Below are 20,488 nucleotides of genomic sequence, written 5' to 3'. Positions count from 1 at the left end.
CCCCGTGCCGCGCGCCCCGTGGTACGCATGACGCATGGCTGACGCACCCGGCGCCCCGTCCCGCACCCCGCACGGCCCCCGTGACGCGCTGACGGACGTACCGGGCCTCCGGGTCGGGCACGCGCAGCGCACCGAGGACGGGCACCTCTCCGGCACGACCGTCGTCCTCGCCCCCGAAGGCGGCGCGGTCGCCGCCGTCGACGTCCGGGGCGGCGGGCCCGGCACCCGGGAGACCGACGCGCTGGACCCGCGCAATCTGGTGCAGCGCGTGGACGCCGTCGTCCTGACCGGCGGCAGCGCCTTCGGGCTGGACGCGGCATCGGGCGTGGCGGCCTGGCTGGAGGACCACGGACGGGGCTTCCAGGTGGGGCCGGAGCCCGCGCAGGTGGTGCCGGTCGTACCGGCCGCGGCGCTCTTCGACCTCGGACGGGGCGGCGACTGGCGGGCCCGCCCGGACGCGGCGCTCGGCCGTGCGGCCGTCGAGGCGGCGCACCGTGCCGCTCCGGGCGCCGCGGTACCGCAGGGCAACGTGGGCGCGGGGACGGGCGCGGTGGCCGGCGGGCTGAAGGGCGGCGTCGGCACGGCGAGCGTCGTCCTGCCCTCCGGGGTGACGGTGGCGGTACTGGCGGTGGCCAACGCCGCCGGCTCGCCGGTCGACCCGGTGACCGGGATGCTCTACGGGCGGCTGTACGAGGGCGAGACTCGGCCCCCGGCGCCCGAGAACCACACGGCGGCGGTGCGGCGGCTGGCCGCGGCCCGCGCGGAGTCGGCGGCCCGCTCGGCGGCGTCGGCGCGCCCGCCCCTGAACACCACCCTCGCCGTCGTCGCCACGGACGCCGCCCTCACCCGCGCCCAGGCGCAGAAGCTTGCGGGCACCGCCCACGACGGGCTGGCCCGCGCCGTGCGCCCGGTCCACCTGCTCTCGGACGGCGACACGGTCTTCGCGCTGGCCACCGGCGACCGGCCGGTGGTGCCGGAGAGCGCGGCGGCCGACCCCGCGTTCACCGTGCACGCGGAGGCCGGCGCGGTCAACGAGATCCTGGCCGCCGGCGCCGACATGCTGACCCGCGCCGTCGTGAAGGCCGTACTGGCCGCGGAGAGCGTCGACGGGCCGGGCGGGGTCTTCCCCTCGTACGACGATCTGTACGGGGCGCCCTGAGGGCGCTGAGCGCCTTTCAGGTCCCCTCGTGGCGCCGGGTCCTCACGCCCCCTCAGGCCTGCCTCCGACGCTCACAGCGCCCAGCAGCCGGGAGCCGCCGCGCCGAGTAGCCGGGAGCCGCCGCGCCGCACCCACCGCTCCCGCCGGATCGCCGCGCGAATCCCGGTGGTAGAAACGGCCTTATGTCCATACCGCCGCCCACACTCGTCCAGCCGGCCCCCGCGGAGCAGCCCGCCACCCGGCGCCGGTTGTGGTGGCACCGGCTGGTCCTGGGGCTGTGGTACCGCCCCGTGGAGGTGCTGGACGAGGCGCGCGACCGCGGTGCCTGCAGCGCGGCCGTGCTCCTGACACTGCTCGGCGGCGCGCTCGGACTGCTGGCCTCGGGGTCGTTCCGGTCGCAGTGGCGGACCGGGCCGCGCGAGGTGGTGTGGCAGCTCGCCGGCGTCACCGAGGCGGGCGTGCTGGTCGCCAGCCTCGGACTGGGGCTGGTCACGCACGCCATGGCCCGCACGCTCGGCGGCAACGGCCGGCTCCGTCCGACGGTCAGCCTGTTCGTCGTGGTGTTCTGGGTGACGGATCTGCCGCGGCTGCTGCTGGCGTTCGTCCTCCCCGAGCACCATCCCGTCGCCCAGGCGGTGGCGCTGACGACCTGGGGCTTCGGCTGCGCGCTGGCGGTGCTGCTCATCCGTGGCCAGCACCACCTGCCGACGCTGCGCGCGGTGTGCTCGGTGGCGGTACAGATGCTGGCATCACTGGCGCTGCTCAAGCTCGGCCCGGTCGGCTGACGGCCGCTCGGCCGGCAGCGGCTTCGCGGGGCCGACTCAGTGACGTCGGGTCAGCTCACGCACCAGTCCGGCGAATGCCTCGCGCTCGGCCGCGGTCAGCTCGACGCTCTCCGACGGCGGGACGACCTGCCGCGGTACGGCCTTCAGCAGCCGCTGCGCCGTGCCCGGCGGCTGGGGCGCGGGGCGGTCCCTGCGTACGGTTCTGACCAGTCCGACGGCCCAGGCGAGCGTCGCGAGCAACAGGACGGCCAGGCCGATCTGCTGCAGGGTCGAGACGGAGGGGAGCATCCGGTCCTCCATGACGTACGGGCGCGGCGCCGGCGCGCTGGGCCCCGGCGGCTGACGCGGATCAGTAGACACCACGCCTCGGTACTTATGACAGGTTTTTATAGGACTTAGGCCCCGAAGTGATGCATCTCCCATCACTACCGGACCTTCCCGCATCACTCAGGGTCCTTCCCGCATCACGCCACAACCATCCCTCATCCCACCGCATCAGGTGTGCCCCCCTCAAGAAACGCCGGTGCCACCGCACGAATCCGGCCACGGTTCCGCGCCGCCTCCGCAATGATCCGGCGGGCCACGGCGCGGCACTCCGAATTCCGCCTGTTTCACCGGTATGTCCGCACCACTCCTGCACGGTGGAGTCCGGCGGGGCGCGTTGGACGCATCGGCGGGTTCCGCCCGGCCAAGATCGTCCGCGAGCATGGCGGCGCACCACTCACTCGATACGACAACCGGCCCAGCCGTACGGAAAGCCGGACAACCGGCCCACCCGACAACTGGACCACCGGACAAGCCGAAAACCCGACGGAGGAGTGCGCGTGGATCGTACGGACCTGCCGAAGCCGCTCGACGGGGTGCTCGTCGCCGACTTCAGCCGGGTGCTGGCGGGGCCGCTGGCCGCCGCGACCCTGGCCGACCTGGGCGCCCGGGTGGTGAAGGTGGAACGGCCCGGCGCCGGCGACGACACCCGGTCCTGGGGCCCGCCGTTCGCGGCCGACGGCACCGCCGCGTACTTCGACGCCGCCAACCGCTCCAAGTACGGCCTCGCCCTGGACCTCTCCGCTCCGGACGACGCCGAGGCCGCCCGCGAACTGACGGCCAGGGCCGACGTCCTCATCGAGAACTTCCGGCCCGGCGCGCTGGCCAAGTACGGCCTGGACCCGGCGTCCTCACTCGCCGCCAACCCGGGCCTGGTGCACTGCTCGATCACCGGCTTCGGCTCGGGCGAGGGCGCCCGCCTGCCCGGCTACGACTTCGTGGTGCAGGCGGTCGGCGGCCTGATGAGCATCACGGGCGAACCCGGCGGGCCGCCCCTGAAGGCCGGCGTGGCGCTGGTGGACGTACTGACCGCGAAGGACGCCACGACCGCGATCCTGGCGGCGCTGCGCCACCGGGATCGTACGGGCGAGGGCCAGCACGTCGAGGTGAACCTGCTGTCCTCGCTGCTGGGTTCGCTGGTCAACCAGGCGTCGGGACACCTGGCCACCGGCCGCGACCCCGGCCCGATGGGCAACCGGCACCCGAGCATCGCGCCGTACGAGACACTGGCCTGCCGCGACGGGCTGCTGGCGGTCGCGGTGGGCAACGACCGGCAGTTCCGGGCGCTGGCCACGGCGCTCGGCACCCCGGAGCTGGCGGACGACCCGCGCTTCGCGACCAACCCGGACCGGGTGGTGCACCGTTCGGAGCTGGTCAAGGAGCTGGAGGCGCGGCTGGCCACGGACACCCCGCGGGGCTGGACCGAGCGGCTGAGCGCCGTATCGGTGCCGTGCGGGCCCGTCAACACCCTGAGCGAGGCGGTCGAGTTCGCGTCGGATCTGGGGCTTGATCCTGTCGTTCCGGTCGGCGCCGACCGGGTACCGCAGGTACGCAGCCCGCTGCGGCTCTCCCGTACGCCGGTGGCCGAACCCACCGCGCCGCCGCGGCTGGACGAACACGGTACGCAGCTCCGCGAGTGGCTGGCCGGACCTTCCGACCAGCCACTTCCCCCACACGTGTGACATCGGTCACAACATATGGAGAGCTGCAACCAAAACGGCTCACAGTCGCTGTTTAAGAACAGTGGACCAACACTCTTGCCTGGAGCAGCTCGTGACAACGCCGGACAACGCCGCGCCCGCACAGCCCCGCAATTCGCGCTCCGCGCGCTCGCTGCGGCGCGGCCTCGCGGCGGCCGCACTGCTCGCGGCCGGCGCACTGGCCATGACCGCCTGCGGTGGCGACGCCACCGGAGCCGGGAACAAGGACGGACAGGCCGGGGCCGACGCCGCGGCAGCCAAGGACGCTTCGAACGCCAAGATCAAGGTCTCGGCGAAGGACGGCTCCAACGGAGCCAGCATCAACGGCACCAACGTCAAGGTCAGCGGCGGCAAGCTGACCGAGGTGACGCTCACCAGGACCGACACCGGCGAGAAGATCGACGGTTCCATATCCGGCGACGGCGCGAGCTGGAAGCCGGACGCACAGCTGGAGCGCGGTACCAAGTACCAGCTCGCCGCGAAGGCCAAGGACTCCGAGGGCCGCGCCGCGACCGAGAACTCTACGTTCACCACGGTCTCGCCCGCCAACAGCTTCATCGGCACCTTCACCCCGGACGACGGCAAGACCGTCGGCGTGGGCATGCCGGTCTCCTTCAACTTCGACAAGGCCATCACCGACCAGAAGGCCGTGCAGTCGCACATCACGGTGACGTCCAGCAGCGGCCAGGAGGTCGTCGGCCACTGGTTCGGCAACCAGCGCCTGGACTTCCGCCCGCAGGACTACTGGAAGGCCGGCTCCAAGGTCACGATGAAGATCGACCTGGACGGCGTGGAGGGCGCCAACGGCGTCACCGGCGTCCAGGACAAGACGGTCACCTTCACCGTCGGCCGCTCGCAGGTCTCCACCGTCGACATGAACACCCAGACCATGACGGTCGAGCGGGACGGCAAGACCCTCAAGAAGATCCCGATCTCCGGCGGCAGCCCCGAGAACCCGACCTACAACGGTCAGATGGTGATCTCGGAGAAGTTCAAGGAGACCCGGATGGACGGCTCCACGGTCGGCTTCACCAAGAAGGACGGCAAGGGCGAGTACGACATCAAGGACGTGCCGCACGCCATGCGGCTGTCCGCGTCCGGCACGTTCATCCACGGCAACTACTGGGGCTCGCCCTCGATCTTCGGCCAGGCGGGCACCAGCCACGGCTGCGTGGGCCTGCGGGACGCCAAGGGCGCCAACGGCGACACCCCCGGCAAGTGGTTCTTCGACAACTCGCTCATCGGTGACGTGGTCGTCGTGAAGAACTCCAAGGACGAGACGGTCAAGCCCGACAACGGCCTCAACGGCTGGAACATGTCGTGGGACCAGTGGAAGGCCGGCAGCGCGAGCTGACCGCTCGTACCCACCGCGCACAAGAACACCACCCCGCTGCCGGGCACTGGCAGCGGGGTGGTGGGTTTTCGGGGGCGGGTGCCGGCGGGAGCGCCGTGCCGCGCGTCGGAGCGCCGGGCCGCCCACGGCCGCGGACGGGTCAGGCCGCGACCGGCTCCTGCCGGCTCTCCACGGCCGGCTGCGCGTCCTCGGCGGTGGGCGCCTCCGGCTCCTTCGTACCGGTCTTCCGCAGCCCCTTCAGGACGACCACCAGGGCCGTGCTGACGGCCACTCCGGCCACGATCGCCACCAGGTACAGCAGCGGCTGGCCGATCAGCGGGACCACGAAGGCGCCGCCGTGCGGGGCGCGCAGGGTGCAGCCGAAGGCCATCGACAGCGCGCCGGTCACCGCGCCGCCCGCCATCGAGGCGGGGATGACGCGCAGCGGGTCGCCCGCCGCGAACGGGATCGCGCCCTCGGTGATGAAGGAGGCGCCCAGCACCCAGGCGGCCTTGCCGTTCTCCCGCTCGGCCTTGGTGAACAGCTTGCCGCGCACGGTCGTCGCCAGCGCCATCGCCAGCGGCGGGACCATGCCGGCCGCCATCACCGCGGCCATCACCTTCAGGCTGCCGTCGTTGGGGTTGGCCAGGCCGCCGACCGCGAAGGCGTACGCGACCTTGTTCAGCGGGCCGCCGAGGTCGAAGCACATCATCAGGCCGAGGATCACGCCCAGGATGATCGCGTTGGCGCCGGTCAGGCCGGACAGCCAGTCGGTCAGCGCCTTCTGGAGCGCGGCGATCGGCTTGCCGATGACCAGGAACATCAGGAACCCGACCACCGCCGAGGAGATCAGCGGGATCACCACCACCGGCATGATGCCGCGCAGCGGCGCGGGCACCCGGACCCGCTGGATCGCCATCACCACCGCGCCCGCGAGCAGACCGGCGATCAGGCCGCCGAGGAAGCCCGCGTCGATGGTCAGCGCGATCGAGCCGCCGACGAAGCCGGGCACCAGCCCCGGCCGGTCGGCCATGCCGTACGCGATGAATCCGGCCAGTACGGGCACGAGGAAGGTGAAGGCCACGTTGCCGATCTGGAAGAGCAGCGCGGCCCAGCTGCCGGTCTCGGTCCAGACGAAGTGCTCGGCGACGGACGGCGCCTTGTTGATCTGGTAGCCGCCGATCGCGAACGCGAGGGCCATCAGCAGGCCGCCCGCGGCGACGAACGGCACCATGTAACTGACGCCGGTCATGAGCCACTTGCGCAGCCGGGTGCCGAAGCCGTCGTGCTCCTCGGCGTCGCGGTCCATCGGTGCGTCGGAGTGCGCGGCCGGCGTACCGACCTCGCCGCGCGCCGCCTTCTCCCGTACTTCGGCGATCAGTTCGGCGGGGCGGTTGATGCCGGCCTTCACGCCGACGTCGACGACCGGCTTGCCGGCGAACCGGCCCCGGTCCCGTACCTCCACGTCGTGCGCGAAGATCACGCCGTCCGCGGCCGCGATCACCGCCGGGTCGAGACGGGTGAACCCGGCCGACCCCTGCGTCTCCACGACCAGCTCCACGCCGGCCGTCTCCGCCGCCTTCGTCAGCGACTCGGCGGCCATGTAGGTGTGCGCGATGCCGGTGGGACAGGAGGTGACGGCGACGATCCGGAAGGGGGCTTCGGCGGGCTGCGCGGGGGCCTCCGCTGCGGGCTCTTCCGGTGCGGTGGCTGCCGGGGCGGGGGCCGCCGGTGCCGCCTCGGGCTGCGGGGCCTCGGCCGCCGGCTCTGCCGCGTCCGCGGCCTCGGTCTCCGTCTCCGCGTCCGCGGCCTCCGGCTCGTCTCCCCGTACCAGCGCGGCCGCCCGCGCCGGGTCGTCCACCGACCGCAGCGCGCCGGTGAACTCCGCGTCCATCAGGTGCCGGGCCAGCGTCGAGAGGATCGACAGGTGGTCGGCGTCGCCACCTGTCGGGGCGGCTATCAGGAAGATCAGGTCGGCCGGGCCGTCCGCCGCGCCGAAGTCGATGCCGGCGGCGCTGCGCCCGAAGGCCAGCGTCGGCTCGGTGACATGGGCGCTGCGGCAGTGCGGGATGCCGATGCCGCCGTCCAGCCCTGTGGGCATCTGGGCCTCGCGCGCGGCGACGTCCGCGAGGAATCCCTCCAGGTCGGTGACGCGACCGGCCGCCACCATCCGTTCGGCCAGCGACCTGGCGGCCGCTTCCTTGGTGTCGGCGGACAGGTCGAGATCGACCAGGTCCGCGGTGATCAGCTCACTCATCGCGGGCTCCCTTCAGAATCCGGCAAATCCAGCCTGTCCAGGCGAAATCAGGCCCGTCCGGCGATTGAGGACGAACGAACGGCGGGCGACCCCGACGCACAGATCCGTTCATGACACGGCCTCCGTCAACGGCCGATCCATCGGCACGGTGTCCGTGACGGTCACGTCGGACGGCCGCAGATCACCCGGCGCCGGCATGACACTGCCCGGCAGCTGCACCGCCGCCGCACCATGCGCCACCGCCTCGGCCAGCGCACGCGTACCCGCCCCGCCGGCCGCGAGGAACCCGGCCAGCGAGGCGTCCCCGGCGCCGACGTTGCTGCGTACGGCATCCACCTCGGCGGTGCCGTAGTAGGTGCCGGTGGCGTCGACCAGCAGCTGCCCGTCGGCGCCGAGCGACGCGAGCACCGCGCCGGCGCCCAGCGCGCGCAGTTCCTCGGCCGCCTTGACCGCGTCGCCGATCGTGGCGAGCGGGCGGCCGACGGCCTGCGCCAGCTCCTCGGCGTTGGGCTTCACCACGTCGGGGCGGGCGCGCAGGGCGGCCGTCAGCGACGGGCCCGAGGTGTCCAGGGCGATCCGGGCCCCGGCCCGGTGCGCGCGGGCGACCAGGTCGGCGTACCACTCGGGGGCCAGCCCGCGCGGCAGGCTGCCGCAGCAGGCGATCCAGGCGGCACCCGCCGAGCGCTCCCGTACGGCCTCCAGCAGCGCTTCGGACTCGGCCGGCGACAGCTCGGGGCCGGCCGCATTGATCTTGGTGAGGGTGCCGTCGGGCTCGGCGACCGCGATGTTGGAGCGGGTGGCCCCGGCCACCGCGACCGGCGCGACCTCTATGCCCTCGGCCACCAGCAGGTCGGCCAGCGCCTGCCCGGCCGGGCCGCCGACCGGCAGCACGGCGAGCGTCTCGTGCCCGGCGGCCGCGACCGCCCGGGAGACGTTGACGCCCTTGCCGCCGGGGTCGACCCGGTCGGCGCCGGCCCGCAGCACGGCGCCGCGCTCCAGAGCGGGCACCTCGTACGTGCGGTCCAGGCTGGGGTTGGGGGTGACGGTGAGGATCATGCGCGTACTACTTCCGTGCCCGCGCGCTCGATGGCGAGGGCGTTCTCGGGGCTGAGCCCGGTGTCGGTGATCAGGAGGTCGACGTCGGAGAGGTCGCCGAAGCGGGCGAAGTGCTGCTGCCCGAACTTGGACGAGTCGGCGATCAGCACGACCCGCCGGGCGGCGGCGATCACCGCGCGCTTGACGGCGGCCTCGGCGAGGTCGGGCGTGGTCAGGCCGCCCTCCAGCGAGAAGCCGTTGGTCGCGAGGAAGAGGACGTCGGCGTTGATCTCGCGGTAGGCGCGCAGCGCCCAGTCGTCGACGGCGGCCCGCGTACGGTGCCGGATGCGGCCGCCCACGAGGTGCAGGGTGAGCCCGGGGTGGTCGGCGAGCCGGGCGGCGACCGGCAGGCCGTGGGTGACCACGGTGACGTCGGACTCCAGTGGGAACTCGCCGGCCAGCCGGGCCGCGGTGGTGCCGGCGTCCAGGATCACGCTGCCGTCGTCGGGCAGCTCGGCGAGCGCGGCCCGGGCGATGCGGTCCTTCTCGTCGGCGGCGACGGTGTCGCGCTCGGCGAGGTCGGGCTCGAAGTCCAGCCGGCCCGCCGGTATCGCCCCGCCGTGCACCCGGCGGACCAGTCCGGCGCGGTCCAGCGCCTTCAGGTCGCGCCGTACGGTCTCGGCGGTGACCTGGAATTCCTCGGCGAGGGAGAGGACGTCGACCCGCCCGCTGTCCCGGGCGAGGCGCAGGATCTCCTGCTGGCGTTCCGCTGCGTACATGCGACCTGGGTCCGTTCCGTTTCTGTCCGTCCGTTGCCCGAACGTGTGGTTTCCCTCGCAGACTACGACTGGATTTCCGCAAAGTAAACAGACTCGGGCATGAGACAGACACAAACGGGCACGACGGGGATTACGGGGGTGCCCTACGGGCGGGCGAGACGGGGCGCGGGCGAGCGGGGCTCGGGCGGCCGCCGGGCGGGCCGGGGACGCGGCCGGGGCCGTGCACCAGGTTCCGGGCCGGCCTGCCGCGGGCAGCAAAGAGCCCCGGCGCTCGGGGGAGGGCGCCGGGGCTCGTACAGGGGGGACCCGCTACCGAGGTCCCGGTTTTATGTCGGGGACCCGCCGTGGGGTCCCGTCGTGGCAGGCGTAGACGGGAGGAGCGTTACCGCGTCACGCCGTGATTACGCCGCGGCGTCGAAGCCGGTGTCGTGCGCCATGCGCTTCAGCTCCAGCAGCGCGTGCTTCTCTATCTGGCGGATCCGCTCGCGGGTCAGGCCGTGCTGCTTGCCGACCTCGGTCAGGGTCCGCTCGCGGCCGTCCTCTATGCCGTACCGCGCCTTGATGATCGAGGCGGTGCGGCCGTCGAGGCGGTCGATCAGGTCCTCCAGCTCCTCGCTGCGCAGCAGCGTGAGCACGGACTGCTCGGGCGAGGCCGCCGAGGTGTCCTCCAGCAGGTCGCCGAACTGCGTCTCGCCCTCGTCGTCCACGGACATGTTCAGGCTGACGGGGTCGCGGGCCCAGTCCAGGACGTCGCTGACCCGCTCCGTCTTGGCGCCCAGCTCCGCGGCGATCTCCGCGTGCTCCGGGTCGCGGCCGTGCTCGCGGTTGAACTCGCGCTGCACACGCCGGATCCGGCCCAGCTCCTCGACCAGGTGGACGGGCAGCCGGATCGTACGGGACTGGTCCGCGATGGACCGCGTGATCGCCTGACGGATCCACCACGTCGCGTACGTGGAGAACTTGAAGCCCTTGGCGTAGTCGAACTTCTCGACCGCGCGGACCAGGCCGGCGTTCCCCTCCTGGATCAGGTCCAGCAGCGGCAGACCACTGCGCGGGTAGCGGCGGGCGACCGCTACGACCAGGCGGAGGTTGGAACGGATGAAGACGTCCTTGGCCTTCTCGGCCTCGTCGACCAGTGCCTGCAGCTCCTCGGGCGTCGCGCCGGCGGCGTTCCCGTCGCTCACCTCGCCGTCCAGGATCTGCCGGGCGTAGACACCCGCCTCGATCGTCTGTGACAGCTCGACCTCTCTGGCGGCGTCGAGCAGCGGTGTGCGCGCGATCTCGTCGAGGTACATGCCGACCAGGTCGCGGTCGGCGATCTCCCCGCCTACGGCGCGAACGCTGTTTGCCCCGTCAGCACCGCTCTTGGTGGGCTGACGACGGGCGACGGCACGGGTTGCCATGCGAGTGCTCCCTCTGCGATGAGTCGGTCGCGGGATGGTGGCGGCCGGGACACCTGATCCCTGCTGTCTGCGGGCCGGGTGCCCCCGTCTGATGGAAACAACGGCTGGAAACCGGACAGAATTCCCACGACAACCCCTCATTTTTCTGATCATGCAGTACCCTGCGTTCCCACCGAGGGAGACCAGAGCATGTCAGGATGCGGGGAAGTGCAGGTCAGACCGGGCGTCGAGGCCGACCTGGACGCCCTCACGGACCTCTACAATCACTACGTCCGTGAGACGGCGATCACATTCGACACCGAGCCGTTCACCCCCGAAGAGCGCCGTCCTTGGCTGCTCTCCCACCCCCAAGACGGTCCTCACCGCCTTCTGGTTGCCCGGGAGGCCGCGCCGGAGGGACCGGGCCGGCTCCTCGGGTACGCGACCACCAGCCCCTTCCGCCCGAAGCCCGCGTACCGCACCTCCGTCGAGGCCACGGTCTACCTCGCCCCCGAGGCGACCGGCCGGGGCATCGGCACACTGCTCTACAAGGCGCTCTTCGAGGCCCTGGAGGGCGAGGACGTGCACCGCGCGTACGCGGGCATCGCGCTCCCCAACCCCGGCTCGGCGGCCCTGCACGCCCGCTTCGGCTTCCGCCACGTCGGCACGTACGGCGAGGTGGGCTACAAATTCGGCCGCTACTGGGACGTCGCCTGGTACGAGAAGGAGCTCGGCGGGCGCTGAGAGGCCTTGCCCGTCGTGCCCCCCGTCGTGCCCGTGGGTCTGAAGGGGCGCTCGGCCCCGGGCCCGGCTGTTCCGGTTGACGGGGGCCACGGCCGGGTGCCTCCTGGTAGGAGGGCGAGAGAGAGGAGCCGTCATGCAGACGCACGCTCGCACCCGCACCACAGCCACCACGGCCGCCGCCCCGCGCGGGCACCACCTGGCCGCCTCCACCGGCGTGCCCCTCGTGGGCGGCGTCGCCTACGGCATCTACGCGGGGCTGCTCGACCACAGCACCGGATCGAGCGCCGTCCACGCCTTCCTGCTCGGCCTGATCGCCACCGTGGTGACCGCGGGCCTCGGGCTGGCCCTGATGCACAGCCAGTCCCGCATGATCACCGAAGCGCGGGCGCTGGCGTACGGCGTGCTCTTCGGGGCCACGATGGGCTTCCTCTACAGCCTGGCGGGGACATCGACGACATTGAGGGCCTCCGGTGTGGGCGCGGTCTTCGGCGTGATCATGTTCGTCGTCGCCATGTACCTCTTCCGCACCCACGGCTCCCCGGGGGACCGGCGGTAGCCCCGCCCCTCGTGCGCCCCGCCCCGCCGGCCCTCGGACCGCGTTCAGTCCACGGCCGGCGGGGCGTCGTCGTTCCCGCGCCGGACGGTCCGCACAGGACAGCCCGGGCGCCAGGTCTCCAGCACGATGTGCGGGTCCTCGACATGCGTGCGCACCACCTCGGTGAGCTCCGCCCGGAAGAGGTGGAAGGGCAGCGGCAGCTCCACCTCCGCCGCGTACCGCGCGAGCGCCTCGGCGTCCCCGACCTCCACCGCCCGCCCCGCGATCCGCACGTCCCCGCCCGCCCCGTCCGCGCCCGGTCCCGGATTGGCGTGCAGCGCGAACCGCGGATCGCGCCGCAGGTCCCGCGCCTTCCAGGAGCCCGGCATCATGCCGAGCCACAGTTCGCCGCCGCGGAAGTCGGCCTCCAGGCCGGTCAGCCTCGGGGAGCCGTCCGCCCGCAGGGTCGCGAGCACGTGGTGCGCGTACGCACCGAACCGCCGCTCGGTCCACTCCGCGAGTGCGGGCTCCGCCGCCGCGAACTCCGGCCAGCCGACCGCCTTCTTCTGTTCCGCCTTCTTCTGCTCCTGCGCGCGCCGCGCCTCGTGCGCCGTATTCGTCATGGCTCCACCCTGAAGGCCATACCCGACGCCTTCTGTCGGGTATTTCGCGGCTGATCCGGGTGTCGGAGTGATGCGGCTGATCCGGGTGTCGGGATGATCCGGCCGATCCACATGATCCGAGTGATCTCGGGACGGCCCGGCGGCCGGCCGAGGTCTCCAGGGGGGGCGGTACGCCGTCAGGCCGGCCCGGCGTCCGCCGAGACCCAGTGCTCCGGCGTGAGGCGGACGGCGACGGCCTCGGGCCCCTCCGAGAGCGCCTGCCGGACGTAGTCCTCGACCCGCTCCGGCGGCACGTACCGCTCGGCCACCTCCTTGACCTCCTCGGGGGTGACCGTCGCCAGCCGGGCCGGCCCCTCCGCCGTGACGTACCGGTACGTCGGCGCGATGCGCTGCACGGCCAGCGAGAAGCGCCCCGCCGCCTCGATGAGCCGTGCCTTGCGCGACGACCGGCCGGTGAAGATCAGGAAGTCGCCGCCGGGGCGGTAGCTGTACCAGACCGGCACGGCCAGCGGCGCGCGTGCGCTTCCGGAGTCCACTGCCAGCACGGCGACGTGCGGCTCGGCGAGCAACTGGTCACGTTCTTCCACGGTGAGCGGCATCGCTGCGCCTCCTGGGGCGTCGATGTGCGGTGGAGGGGCCGGCGTGCGCCCCGTACGACCTCGTACCAGTGCTCAACGAAGGGCCGTCGCGGGGCTATTCCTCGTGCCGCGCCGGCCCCGCCCCACGAAGGCGTACGCCCCGCGGCATAGGGCGGCCGACGTAGGGCGGCCGTTCGAGGGGCATCGGGACCGTGGTCCGTTACGCCCGCTCCTCCACCTCCCTAGCCTCGGCACATGGACACCACAAGCGGTTCCGCGCACCCCACCGACGGCACTCTCGACGAGGCCCTGGAGCGGCTGCACGCACGCGGCCCGGAGTTCCACGGGTACCTCAGCAACCACGGCCCGATGGCGGTCGAGGCGCTGGTCCGGCACGGCCGGGCCGGCTCCGTGCACCGCTGGCTCGACGCCTACGAGGAGCGGCTGGAGGACCGTCCGCGCGCCGACAACGCCGTCACCGACACGAACTGGCGGGAGGCGCTGGGCGACCCGCGCCGGGTCACCGACTGGACCGCCTACATGGGCCGCCAGCTCGACGGCCGTCCGTGGCGCGAGGTGCTCGCCGAGTGGTGGCCGCGGCTGCTCCCGGGCATCGCGGGCGCCGCCACGCACCCGGTCATCCGGGTCGGGCACGCCGTCCGCACGCTCACCGAGGACGGCGAGGAGGAGCCGCGCGTGGCGGAGCTGGCCCACGCGCTCGGCTATTGGGCGGCGCGCCACCTCCCCCTCGGCGACGTACCGGCCCCCGCGGGCCAGGACGGCCCGGAGACCGCGCTGTGGGACGTACCGCCGGTGCCGGAGCAGGAGGGCGGCATCCGGCAGCGGCTGGCCCAGCTGGCGGAGACGCCGGGCTGGCCCGCCGCCGCGGCGGCGCTGCGCCCCGCGGCCGGGCCGGCGGACGCGCGGGCGCTGCTCGCCGAGGTCGTCGCGGCGGCCACCGTCCGGTACGCGGTGGACGCGGCCGCCGAGCCGGTGATGCTGGTGCACGCGGCGACCGCCCCGAACGCCGTCCTGCGGACGCTCCCGGCGCTGCCCGAGCACCTGTGGGTCCCGAGTCTGCACGCCGCCTGGGCCGCGAGCGCGGCGGTGACGGCGGCCTACGCGCCCCGCCGCACCGGCCGCCCGCAGAGCGCCTCGACCGAGGTTCCGGCCCCTCCCCGGCCCGACGCGCCGGCCGACGCCTTCGAGCGGGCGGCCGCGCACGGTGACGCGCACGCGATCAAACTGACGGACACCGCACTGGACGTGGCCGCCGCCACCGGTCTCCCCGAAGCCCTGCGGGCGGCGGATCAGGCGGTCACGCTGATTCCTTCGGAGAGCTGAGGTCCCGGGGCCCCGAAAGGCTGAGTTTTCCGGCTCCGGAGAGCCGCCCCCGCGGCCCTCCGGAGAACCGTCCCCACGGGCCCCGAAGGGCGCGTTTTGCCACGCTTCCCGCCCCCGCTCACTCTTGTTAAATCTTCAAGAAGTGCGGGAGCAATGAGACAGTGGATGGTATGAGCAACGACATGGCGGGTGAGCCGCGCTGGCTCAACGACGAGGAGCAGTACGCCTGGCAGTCGTACCTGCACGCCACCATCCTCCTGGAAGATCACCTCGACCGTCAGCTGCAGCGCGACGCCGGTTTGCCGCACGTCTACTACGGCCTGCTCGTCCAGCTCTCCCGGGCCCCGCGCCGGCGGCTGCGGATGACCGAGCTGGCCCAGAACGCCAAGATCACCCGGTCCCGGCTCTCGCACGCCATCGCCCGCCTGGAGAAGAACGGCTGGGTCCGGCGGGAGAACTGCCCGTCGGACAAGCGCGGCCAGAACGCCGTCCTCACGGACGAGGGCCTGAAGGTCCTCCAGGAGGCCGCCCCCGGCCATGTGGCGACCGTACGGGCCGCGCTGTTCGACCGGCTCTCCCCCGAGCAGGTACGCCAGCTCGCCGAGATCTGCCGCTCCGTGGCGGACGGTCTGCAGCCGCACGGCGCCGACCTCCCCTGGCTGCGCTGAACGCCGACCTCCCCTGGCTGCGCTGAACTTCGCCCCCGAAGGCGCAGCGCACGCCGCGTACCGAAGCACGCACCACGCACAGCGAAAGGGGCGCCCCGAGGGGCGCCCCTTCTTCACGTCTGCTTCTTCAGCACTGCCTCAGTGGGCCAGTACAGGCACCGGAACCTCCTCGGCGGCGTCCACGCCGTCCGCCGAGCTCGCGGCCGGCGTACCGGCCCCGGGCCGCCCGGTGTTGACGAAGACGAACGCGATGGCCGAGGCGAGGACCAGGATGCCCGCCGCCCACCAGATGGCGGTCGTGTAGCCGTGCACCATCGACTGGAGCCGGAGGACGTCGGCGGAGCGCACACCGGCCGCGTGGGCGGTCGCGTACGCCGTGGTCGCGCCGGCCGCGATCGTGTTCAGCAGGGCCGTACCGATCGCGCCGCCCACCTGCTGCGAGGTGTTGACCATCGCCGAGGCGACACCGGCGTCCTGCGGCCGCACACCGTGCGTGGCGAGCGACATGGCCGGCATGAAGGCGGTACCCATGCCGAGGCCGAGCAGCAGGAACGCGGGGAGGATCAGCGCCGGGTAGGACGTGTCGAGGTCGATCCGGGTCAGGGCCAGCATGCCGAGCGCGGCGAACAGGAAGCCGGGGGCCATCAGCAGCCGCGGCCGAACCCGGGTCATCAGCCGCGCGCCGATCTGCGTCGAGCCGGTGATCATGCCCGCGATCATCGGAAGGAAGGCCAGACCGGTCGTGACCGGTGTGTATCCCTTCACGACCTGCAGGTAGTAGGTCAGGAAGAGGAAGAGACCGAACATGCCGATCACGGCGAGGCCGAGGGAGGCGTAGACGCCCCCGCGGTTGCGGTCGGTGACCACCCGCAGCGGCAGCAGCGGGGACTTCACCCGCGACTCCACGACCGCGAAGGCCACCAGCAGCACGCCGGCCGCCACGAAGAGGCCGATGGTCGCGCCGGAACTCCAGCCGTCGGACTCGGCGCGCGTGAAGCCGTAGACCAGCGAGACCAGCCCGGCGGTGGCCAGGAGGACACCGGGGACGTCGAGCCGGGAAGGGTTGCGGCCCTCGGCGGGCTCCCGGATGACCAGCAGCGCGCCGGCCGCCGCGACCACGGCGAACGGGATGTTCACGAAGAACGTCCAGCGCCAGTCCAGGTACTCGGTCAGCACGCCGCCGAGGATCAGGCCGACGGCGCCGCCGCCACCGGCGATGGCGCCGAAGATGCCGAACGCCTTGGCCCGCTCGCGCGCCTCGGTGAAGGTCACCGCGAGCAGCGACAGCGCGGCCGGCGCCAGCAGCGCGCCGAACACGCCCTGCAGGGCACGCGCACCGAGCAGCATCGCGGTGCTGCCCGCCGCGCCGCCGAGCGCGGAGGCGAGCGCGAAGCCGACGAGGCCGATGACGAAGGTGCGGCGGCGGCCCCACAGGTCGGCGATGCGGCCCCCGAAGAGCAGCAGTCCGCCGAAGGCGAGGGCGTACGCGGTGATGACCCACTGCCGGTTGCCGTCGGAGATCCCGAGGTCCGCCTGGGCGGAGGGCAGCGCGATGTTCACGATCGTCGCGTCGAGCACGACCATGAGCTGGGCGAGGGCGATGAATATGAGCGCTTTCCAGCGCCTCGGGTCCACGTTCTGGACGGTTTTGGACATGGGTGGGTCCACCTAGGGTGCGAAGAAGGAAGAAAGGGGTCGTGTGCCGCTGCCGCACAACGGCGTGGCGTGAAAAGGGTGTTGCGTGAGCTGTGAGAGCGGCGTGCACCTCGGGGGTGCCGCCTACTGGTGCCGGGTCACCGGTGACCGGCCTTGCGGAGCGGGGAGCGGACGGCCTTCGTCACCGCCGGCATTGCTGCCGGAGGTCGTCCAAGGTGGCCGCCGAGCCGGGCAGTTCGGACCTCGCCGGAGCCATCAGGCCGTCCAGGAACAGCTGAAGGTGGCGGTGTACGAACCTGTCGAAGTCGGCGCAGCGGTTGCCCGGCAACGGCCGCGTGAGCTGGGTGATCGCGACCATCAGGTCACCGACGGCGATGTCGGCGCGCAGGAGGCCGCTCTCGCGCGCGGCGCCCATGAGGGCCTCGACGGCCCCCTCCAGGCGGTCCCGCGCGGCGAGCAGGTCGGGGTGGTCCTTGTCGACGCCGTCGGAGAGGAGCGGACAGAGCGCTCCGATGCGCTCCTCGACGGCGGCGTGCACGAAGGTCCGGAGCGCCTGGAACGCGTCGCCCTCCGCCGCGAGCGCGCGCTCCGCACGGTCCGCCGTGCGGTCCATGACGGAGAGCGTGACGTGGTGGATCAGGTCGGCGCGGTCCGGGAAGTGCCGGTAGAGGGTGGCATTGCCGACGCCGGCCCGGCGCGCGACCTCGTCGAGCGGGACGTCGGCCCCGTGCTCGACCATGATCTCGCGAGCGGCCGCCACGATCCGCTCCCGGTTGCGCTGCGCGTCGGCCCGCAGACGGGGCTGGGACGTCTTCGTGGCATCGGTGGAGGCGGTGGTCACGTCGGCTCACTCCTTTCGGGTACGGCGTACGGCGTCGTCTTGAGGTGCTGCGCGGATCGCCTTGAGGTGCTGCGGCACGCAGGCCCGCGGACGAAAACGGGGAGCGGGTCCCCGCTTCGTGCGGACGACTGGTTAAACGGGGACGGCGTCCCCGGTTATTTCCCGCATCGAGTGTGACCCGTCCCACACGTGCGCACCACCGGGAACGCCCGCCGGCACCGGATGACGTAACCCGGCGGGCAGGCGTCCGCTCGCCGCCCCAGGGTGAGCACATGAGGCAGATACCGTCCGCCCTGCTCGCCGCCACGGCCGTCGCGGTCGCGCTGGTCGTGCCGGCCCTCGACACGACGGGGCGCCCCGGTGGCGCCGACCGGCACGGCGACGGCCGGCCCGCCGCTTCACCGCCCCCGGAGGCGCGGCGCGGCGCGGCCCTACGGGAGCGGGGCGACGCACGGCACGAGGACGGCGACGGGGACGGCACACGAAGAGCCCCTGACGGCCGGCCCCGAAGCCCCGACGACCGCGCGGACGAGCCGCACTCTCCCGGAGCCGCCACCCGCCCGGCCCCTCCCCGAGGCCCCCGGGGCGCCGCCGCGGCCCTTCCCACCGGCCGCTGCGCCCTCCCCGGTTCCGCGACCGGGGTGTCCGAGGCGGCGACCACCCCGCCCGGTTTCGTCCGCGCCACCGGCCGCGTACGGGCCCTCACGGTGCTCATCGACTTCCCCGACGTACGCGCCGGGATCAGCCCCCGCAAGCGCTACGGCGAGTTCTTCCCCGCCGTCCCCCGCTTCTTCCGCGGCAGCTCCTACGGCAGGCTCGACTACCGCTCGAGCCCCGTCCTGAAGTGGATCCGGATGTCCCGCCCGCTCGCCTCGTACCGCATCGGGCGCGGCACCTCCTTCAGCCCCGCTTCGAACAACGGCTACTACGCGCTGGCCAAGGAAATCGTGCGGGCCGTCGACCGCCAAGTGGACTTCCGCGCGTACGACCTGGTGAACGTGCTGGTCACGCCGGAGGCGGGCCCGCCGGCGACCGAGAACGTCTGGTCCGTCACCTTCAGCGGCGGCCCGCTGGGCCTGAAGACGGGCGACGGAACGCAGCTCAGGAACGTGTCGTTCATCTGGAGCCGGCAGACCGGGCCGAGCGCGTACCGGGTCCTCAATCACGAGAACGCGCACTCCTTCGGCCTGCCCGACCTGTACTTCACGGACGGGCGCGCCGACCCGCACCCGGTGGGCCACTGGGACCCGATGGACGTGGACTGGGGCCCCGAGAACGACTTCCTGGGCTGGCACAAGTGGAAGCTGGGCTGGCTGGCACCGAGCCAGGTGGACTGCGTGCACCGCCCCGGCTCGGTCACCACCCACCGGCTCACCGCGGCCGCCACCCCCGGCGGGACGAAGCTCGCCGTCGTCCCGGTCTCCCGGCACCGCGCCTACGTCGTCGAGGCACGCCGCGCCGGCCCGCTCGACCCGACGGCGTGCCGGCCCGGCGTCCTGGTCTACCGCGTGGCCACCGACATCCCGTCGGGCAAGGGCCCGGACCGCGTCTCCGACGCCACCCCGAAGAGCGCCGGCTGCTACCGCAAGGACCCGAACGTCCGCGCGGGCCTGACGGACGCCACGTACCGCCCCGGCCAGACCTTCCGCGCCGACGGCATCTCCGTCGAGGTCCTCCAGGAGGGCCGGCCTGCGGACGGAACCGACAACGCATCGGACACCTTCCGGGTGCGAATCACGACACCCGGACGCGGCTGACCTCTTTTGGGCGGGGGCGTAGGCATCACCGCCCTTGTAGGCCCGGCCTTGACGCCCCCTAGGAGGCTCAGCCCCAGGGGACCCAGCCCCAGGAGGGGCTCAGCCCTGGAGAGGCTCAGCCCCAGGCGGTCTCACGCGGGGCTCAATCCCGCCAGTGCCGTCGCCCCAGACTGATGAGCCGCAGCTGCCTGCGGGCCCGTTCGGCGAGCCGGTCGCAGGCGGCCGTGTCGCCGTCGTCCGCGGCATCCAGGATCGCCGAAGCGGTCATCACGAGGTGGTCGACGTACATCTCGGCGAGCATCAGCAGATCGTCGTCGCTCCAGCCGTCCGACACCGGCTGCGCCCGCAGCGCTGACGCCACCTCGGCGGCGAACCGGGCCAGTTCGGCGGCTATGGCCCGGCGCACCGCCCGTACGCCGCCGTGCCGCTCCCGCGCGATGAAGCGGATGTGCGCGGGGTTCTCCCGGACGAACCGTTCGACGACCGCGACCGTACGGTCGATCCGCTCCTCGGCGTCCGGCTGCTCGGCGAGGATCGCGCGGACGACGTCGTGCAGGCTGCCGAGCGACTCCTCGACCAGCGCGACTCCCAGGTCGGGGATGTCCCGGAAGTGCCGGTAGAACGCCGCGGGGGCCACCCCCACCATCCGCGTCACCTCGCGCAGCCCGATGCTGCTGAGGCTCTGATCGGCCAGCAGCCGCAGCCCGGCGTCGAGGAGCGCCTGTCGGGTCTTCTGCTTCTGGGCCTGGCGGACGCCGGTGGTGTGACTCATGCCATTCAGTAAACATCCGTTCTCCGACGCGATCCACCCCGGGGCGCGCTAGACTGGTGAGTCAGTGAACAAGTGTGACACCAACTGTTCACCCAACCGAACGATCAAGGCCACTCACCTCACCCGGAAGGGCCAGAAATGATCTTCCTTGTCGCAGCCTTGCTCCTCCTGGGAGTGCTCGTGGGCACCGCGGCACACCTCCCGCTCGCCGCGACG

At 72.9% G+C, this 20,488-nt stretch carries 19 protein-coding genes; 9 read left to right on the top strand and 10 right to left on the bottom strand.

Going from position 1 to position 20,488, the window contains the following annotated elements:
- Window positions 1–34 precede the first annotated feature (34 nt).
- Together ABZ840_RS14475 and ABZ840_RS14470 are read left to right on the top strand one after the other, a co-directional pair.
- Window positions 35–1,159 carry a P1 family peptidase gene (locus ABZ840_RS14475; protein WP_361558592.1) on the top strand — a complete coding sequence of 375 codons (1,125 nt, stop codon included), beginning with the start codon at window positions 35–37 and terminating at the stop codon, window positions 1,157–1,159.
- 182 nt (window positions 1,160–1,341) lie between these two features.
- On the top strand, window positions 1,342–1,944 hold the full coding sequence (locus ABZ840_RS14470; protein ID WP_361558589.1) for a YIP1 family protein: 603 nt from the start codon (window positions 1,342–1,344) through the stop codon (window positions 1,942–1,944).
- Between the two features lie 36 nt (window positions 1,945–1,980).
- Here the strand turns inward: ABZ840_RS14470 and ABZ840_RS14465 are convergent, their stop codons facing one another.
- On the bottom strand, window positions 1,981–2,304 hold the full coding sequence (locus tag ABZ840_RS14465) for a hypothetical protein (RefSeq protein WP_361558586.1): 324 nt from the start codon (window positions 2,302–2,304) through the stop codon (window positions 1,981–1,983).
- 464 nt (window positions 2,305–2,768) lie between these two features.
- On the opposite strand from ABZ840_RS14465, the gene ABZ840_RS14460 reads away from it, so the two are divergent.
- The gene (locus ABZ840_RS14460) at window positions 2,769–3,950 is read left to right on the top strand and encodes a CoA transferase (protein WP_361558583.1); all 1,182 of its coding nucleotides are present in this window, start codon (window positions 2,769–2,771) and stop codon (window positions 3,948–3,950) included.
- 79 nt (window positions 3,951–4,029) lie between these two features.
- Window positions 4,030–5,322, top strand: a complete 1,293-nt coding sequence (locus ABZ840_RS14455) for an Ig-like domain-containing protein (protein ID WP_361558836.1) — start codon at window positions 4,030–4,032, stop codon at window positions 5,320–5,322.
- A 139-nt stretch (window positions 5,323–5,461) separates the two neighbouring features.
- Here ABZ840_RS14455 and ABZ840_RS14450 read toward each other — a convergent pair whose 3' ends face one another.
- The 4 genes from ABZ840_RS14450 to ABZ840_RS14435 form a co-directional block, all read right to left on the bottom strand.
- Window positions 5,462–7,558 (bottom strand): fructose-specific PTS transporter subunit EIIC, encoded by a 2,097-nt coding sequence (locus tag ABZ840_RS14450; RefSeq protein ID WP_361558580.1) that lies wholly within the window; start codon window positions 7,556–7,558, stop codon window positions 5,462–5,464.
- 108 nt (window positions 7,559–7,666) lie between these two features.
- Window positions 7,667–8,614, bottom strand: coding sequence for a 1-phosphofructokinase (gene pfkB / locus ABZ840_RS14445; RefSeq protein ID WP_361558577.1), 948 nt, complete (start codon window positions 8,612–8,614; stop codon window positions 7,667–7,669).
- Window positions 8,611–9,372 (bottom strand): DeoR/GlpR family DNA-binding transcription regulator, encoded by a 762-nt coding sequence (locus ABZ840_RS14440; protein ID WP_361558574.1) that lies wholly within the window; start codon window positions 9,370–9,372, stop codon window positions 8,611–8,613. Before ABZ840_RS14440 ends, pfkB begins: the two co-directional genes overlap by 4 nt.
- Window positions 9,373–9,773: 401 nt before the next feature.
- On the bottom strand, window positions 9,774–10,775 hold the full coding sequence (locus tag ABZ840_RS14435; protein WP_361558571.1) for a sigma-70 family RNA polymerase sigma factor: 1,002 nt from the start codon (window positions 10,773–10,775) through the stop codon (window positions 9,774–9,776).
- 189 nt (window positions 10,776–10,964) lie between these two features.
- On the opposite strand from ABZ840_RS14435, the gene ABZ840_RS14430 reads away from it, so the two are divergent.
- Together ABZ840_RS14430 and ABZ840_RS14425 are read left to right on the top strand one after the other, a co-directional pair.
- Complete coding sequence (locus tag ABZ840_RS14430; protein ID WP_361558567.1) at window positions 10,965–11,498, top strand: N-acetyltransferase family protein; 534 nt, start codon at window positions 10,965–10,967, stop codon at window positions 11,496–11,498.
- A gap of 133 nt (window positions 11,499–11,631) precedes the next feature.
- Window positions 11,632–12,054 (top strand): hypothetical protein, encoded by a 423-nt coding sequence (locus tag ABZ840_RS14425; RefSeq protein ID WP_361558566.1) that lies wholly within the window; start codon window positions 11,632–11,634, stop codon window positions 12,052–12,054.
- Between the two features lie 44 nt (window positions 12,055–12,098).
- On the opposite strand, the gene ABZ840_RS14420 is transcribed toward ABZ840_RS14425, so the two are convergent.
- Both ABZ840_RS14420 and ABZ840_RS14415 read right to left on the bottom strand, forming a co-directional pair.
- The gene (locus ABZ840_RS14420) at window positions 12,099–12,656 is read right to left on the bottom strand and encodes a pyridoxamine 5'-phosphate oxidase family protein (protein WP_361558563.1); all 558 of its coding nucleotides are present in this window, start codon (window positions 12,654–12,656) and stop codon (window positions 12,099–12,101) included.
- 176 nt (window positions 12,657–12,832) lie between these two features.
- Window positions 12,833–13,255 (bottom strand): pyridoxamine 5'-phosphate oxidase family protein, encoded by a 423-nt coding sequence (locus tag ABZ840_RS14415; RefSeq protein ID WP_361558560.1) that lies wholly within the window; start codon window positions 13,253–13,255, stop codon window positions 12,833–12,835.
- Window positions 13,256–13,489: 234 nt separating this feature from the next.
- On the opposite strand from ABZ840_RS14415, the gene ABZ840_RS14410 reads away from it, so the two are divergent.
- Both ABZ840_RS14410 and ABZ840_RS14405 read left to right on the top strand, forming a co-directional pair.
- Complete coding sequence (locus ABZ840_RS14410; protein ID WP_361558557.1) at window positions 13,490–14,578, top strand: questin oxidase family protein; 1,089 nt, start codon at window positions 13,490–13,492, stop codon at window positions 14,576–14,578.
- A 170-nt stretch (window positions 14,579–14,748) separates the two neighbouring features.
- Window positions 14,749–15,246, top strand: a complete 498-nt coding sequence (locus tag ABZ840_RS14405) for a MarR family transcriptional regulator (RefSeq protein WP_361558554.1) — start codon at window positions 14,749–14,751, stop codon at window positions 15,244–15,246.
- A 138-nt stretch (window positions 15,247–15,384) separates the two neighbouring features.
- Here ABZ840_RS14405 and ABZ840_RS14400 read toward each other — a convergent pair whose 3' ends face one another.
- Both ABZ840_RS14400 and ABZ840_RS14395 read right to left on the bottom strand, forming a co-directional pair.
- Window positions 15,385–16,902: an MFS transporter gene (locus tag ABZ840_RS14400; RefSeq protein WP_361558551.1), complete on the bottom strand. Its 1,518-nt coding sequence runs from the start codon at window positions 16,900–16,902 to the stop codon at window positions 15,385–15,387.
- A 181-nt stretch (window positions 16,903–17,083) separates the two neighbouring features.
- On the bottom strand, window positions 17,084–17,743 hold the full coding sequence (locus tag ABZ840_RS14395; protein WP_361558548.1) for a helix-turn-helix domain-containing protein: 660 nt from the start codon (window positions 17,741–17,743) through the stop codon (window positions 17,084–17,086).
- 272 nt (window positions 17,744–18,015) lie between these two features.
- Between ABZ840_RS14395 and ABZ840_RS14390 the strand changes: the two genes are divergently transcribed.
- Window positions 18,016–19,500, top strand: coding sequence for a M6 family metalloprotease domain-containing protein (locus ABZ840_RS14390; protein ID WP_361558545.1), 1,485 nt, complete (start codon window positions 18,016–18,018; stop codon window positions 19,498–19,500).
- A 142-nt stretch (window positions 19,501–19,642) separates the two neighbouring features.
- On the opposite strand, the gene ABZ840_RS14385 is transcribed toward ABZ840_RS14390, so the two are convergent.
- On the bottom strand, window positions 19,643–20,272 hold the full coding sequence (locus ABZ840_RS14385; RefSeq protein ID WP_361558542.1) for a TetR family transcriptional regulator: 630 nt from the start codon (window positions 20,270–20,272) through the stop codon (window positions 19,643–19,645).
- Window positions 20,273–20,488: the final 216 nt, after the last annotated feature.

Source organism: Streptomyces sp. NPDC047117 (assembly GCF_040643545.1).
Classification (GTDB): Bacteria; Actinomycetota; Actinomycetes; order Streptomycetales; family Streptomycetaceae; genus Streptomyces.
Note: the sequence above shows the minus strand (reverse complement) of the source record. Positions and strands in the feature narration are given on the sequence as shown.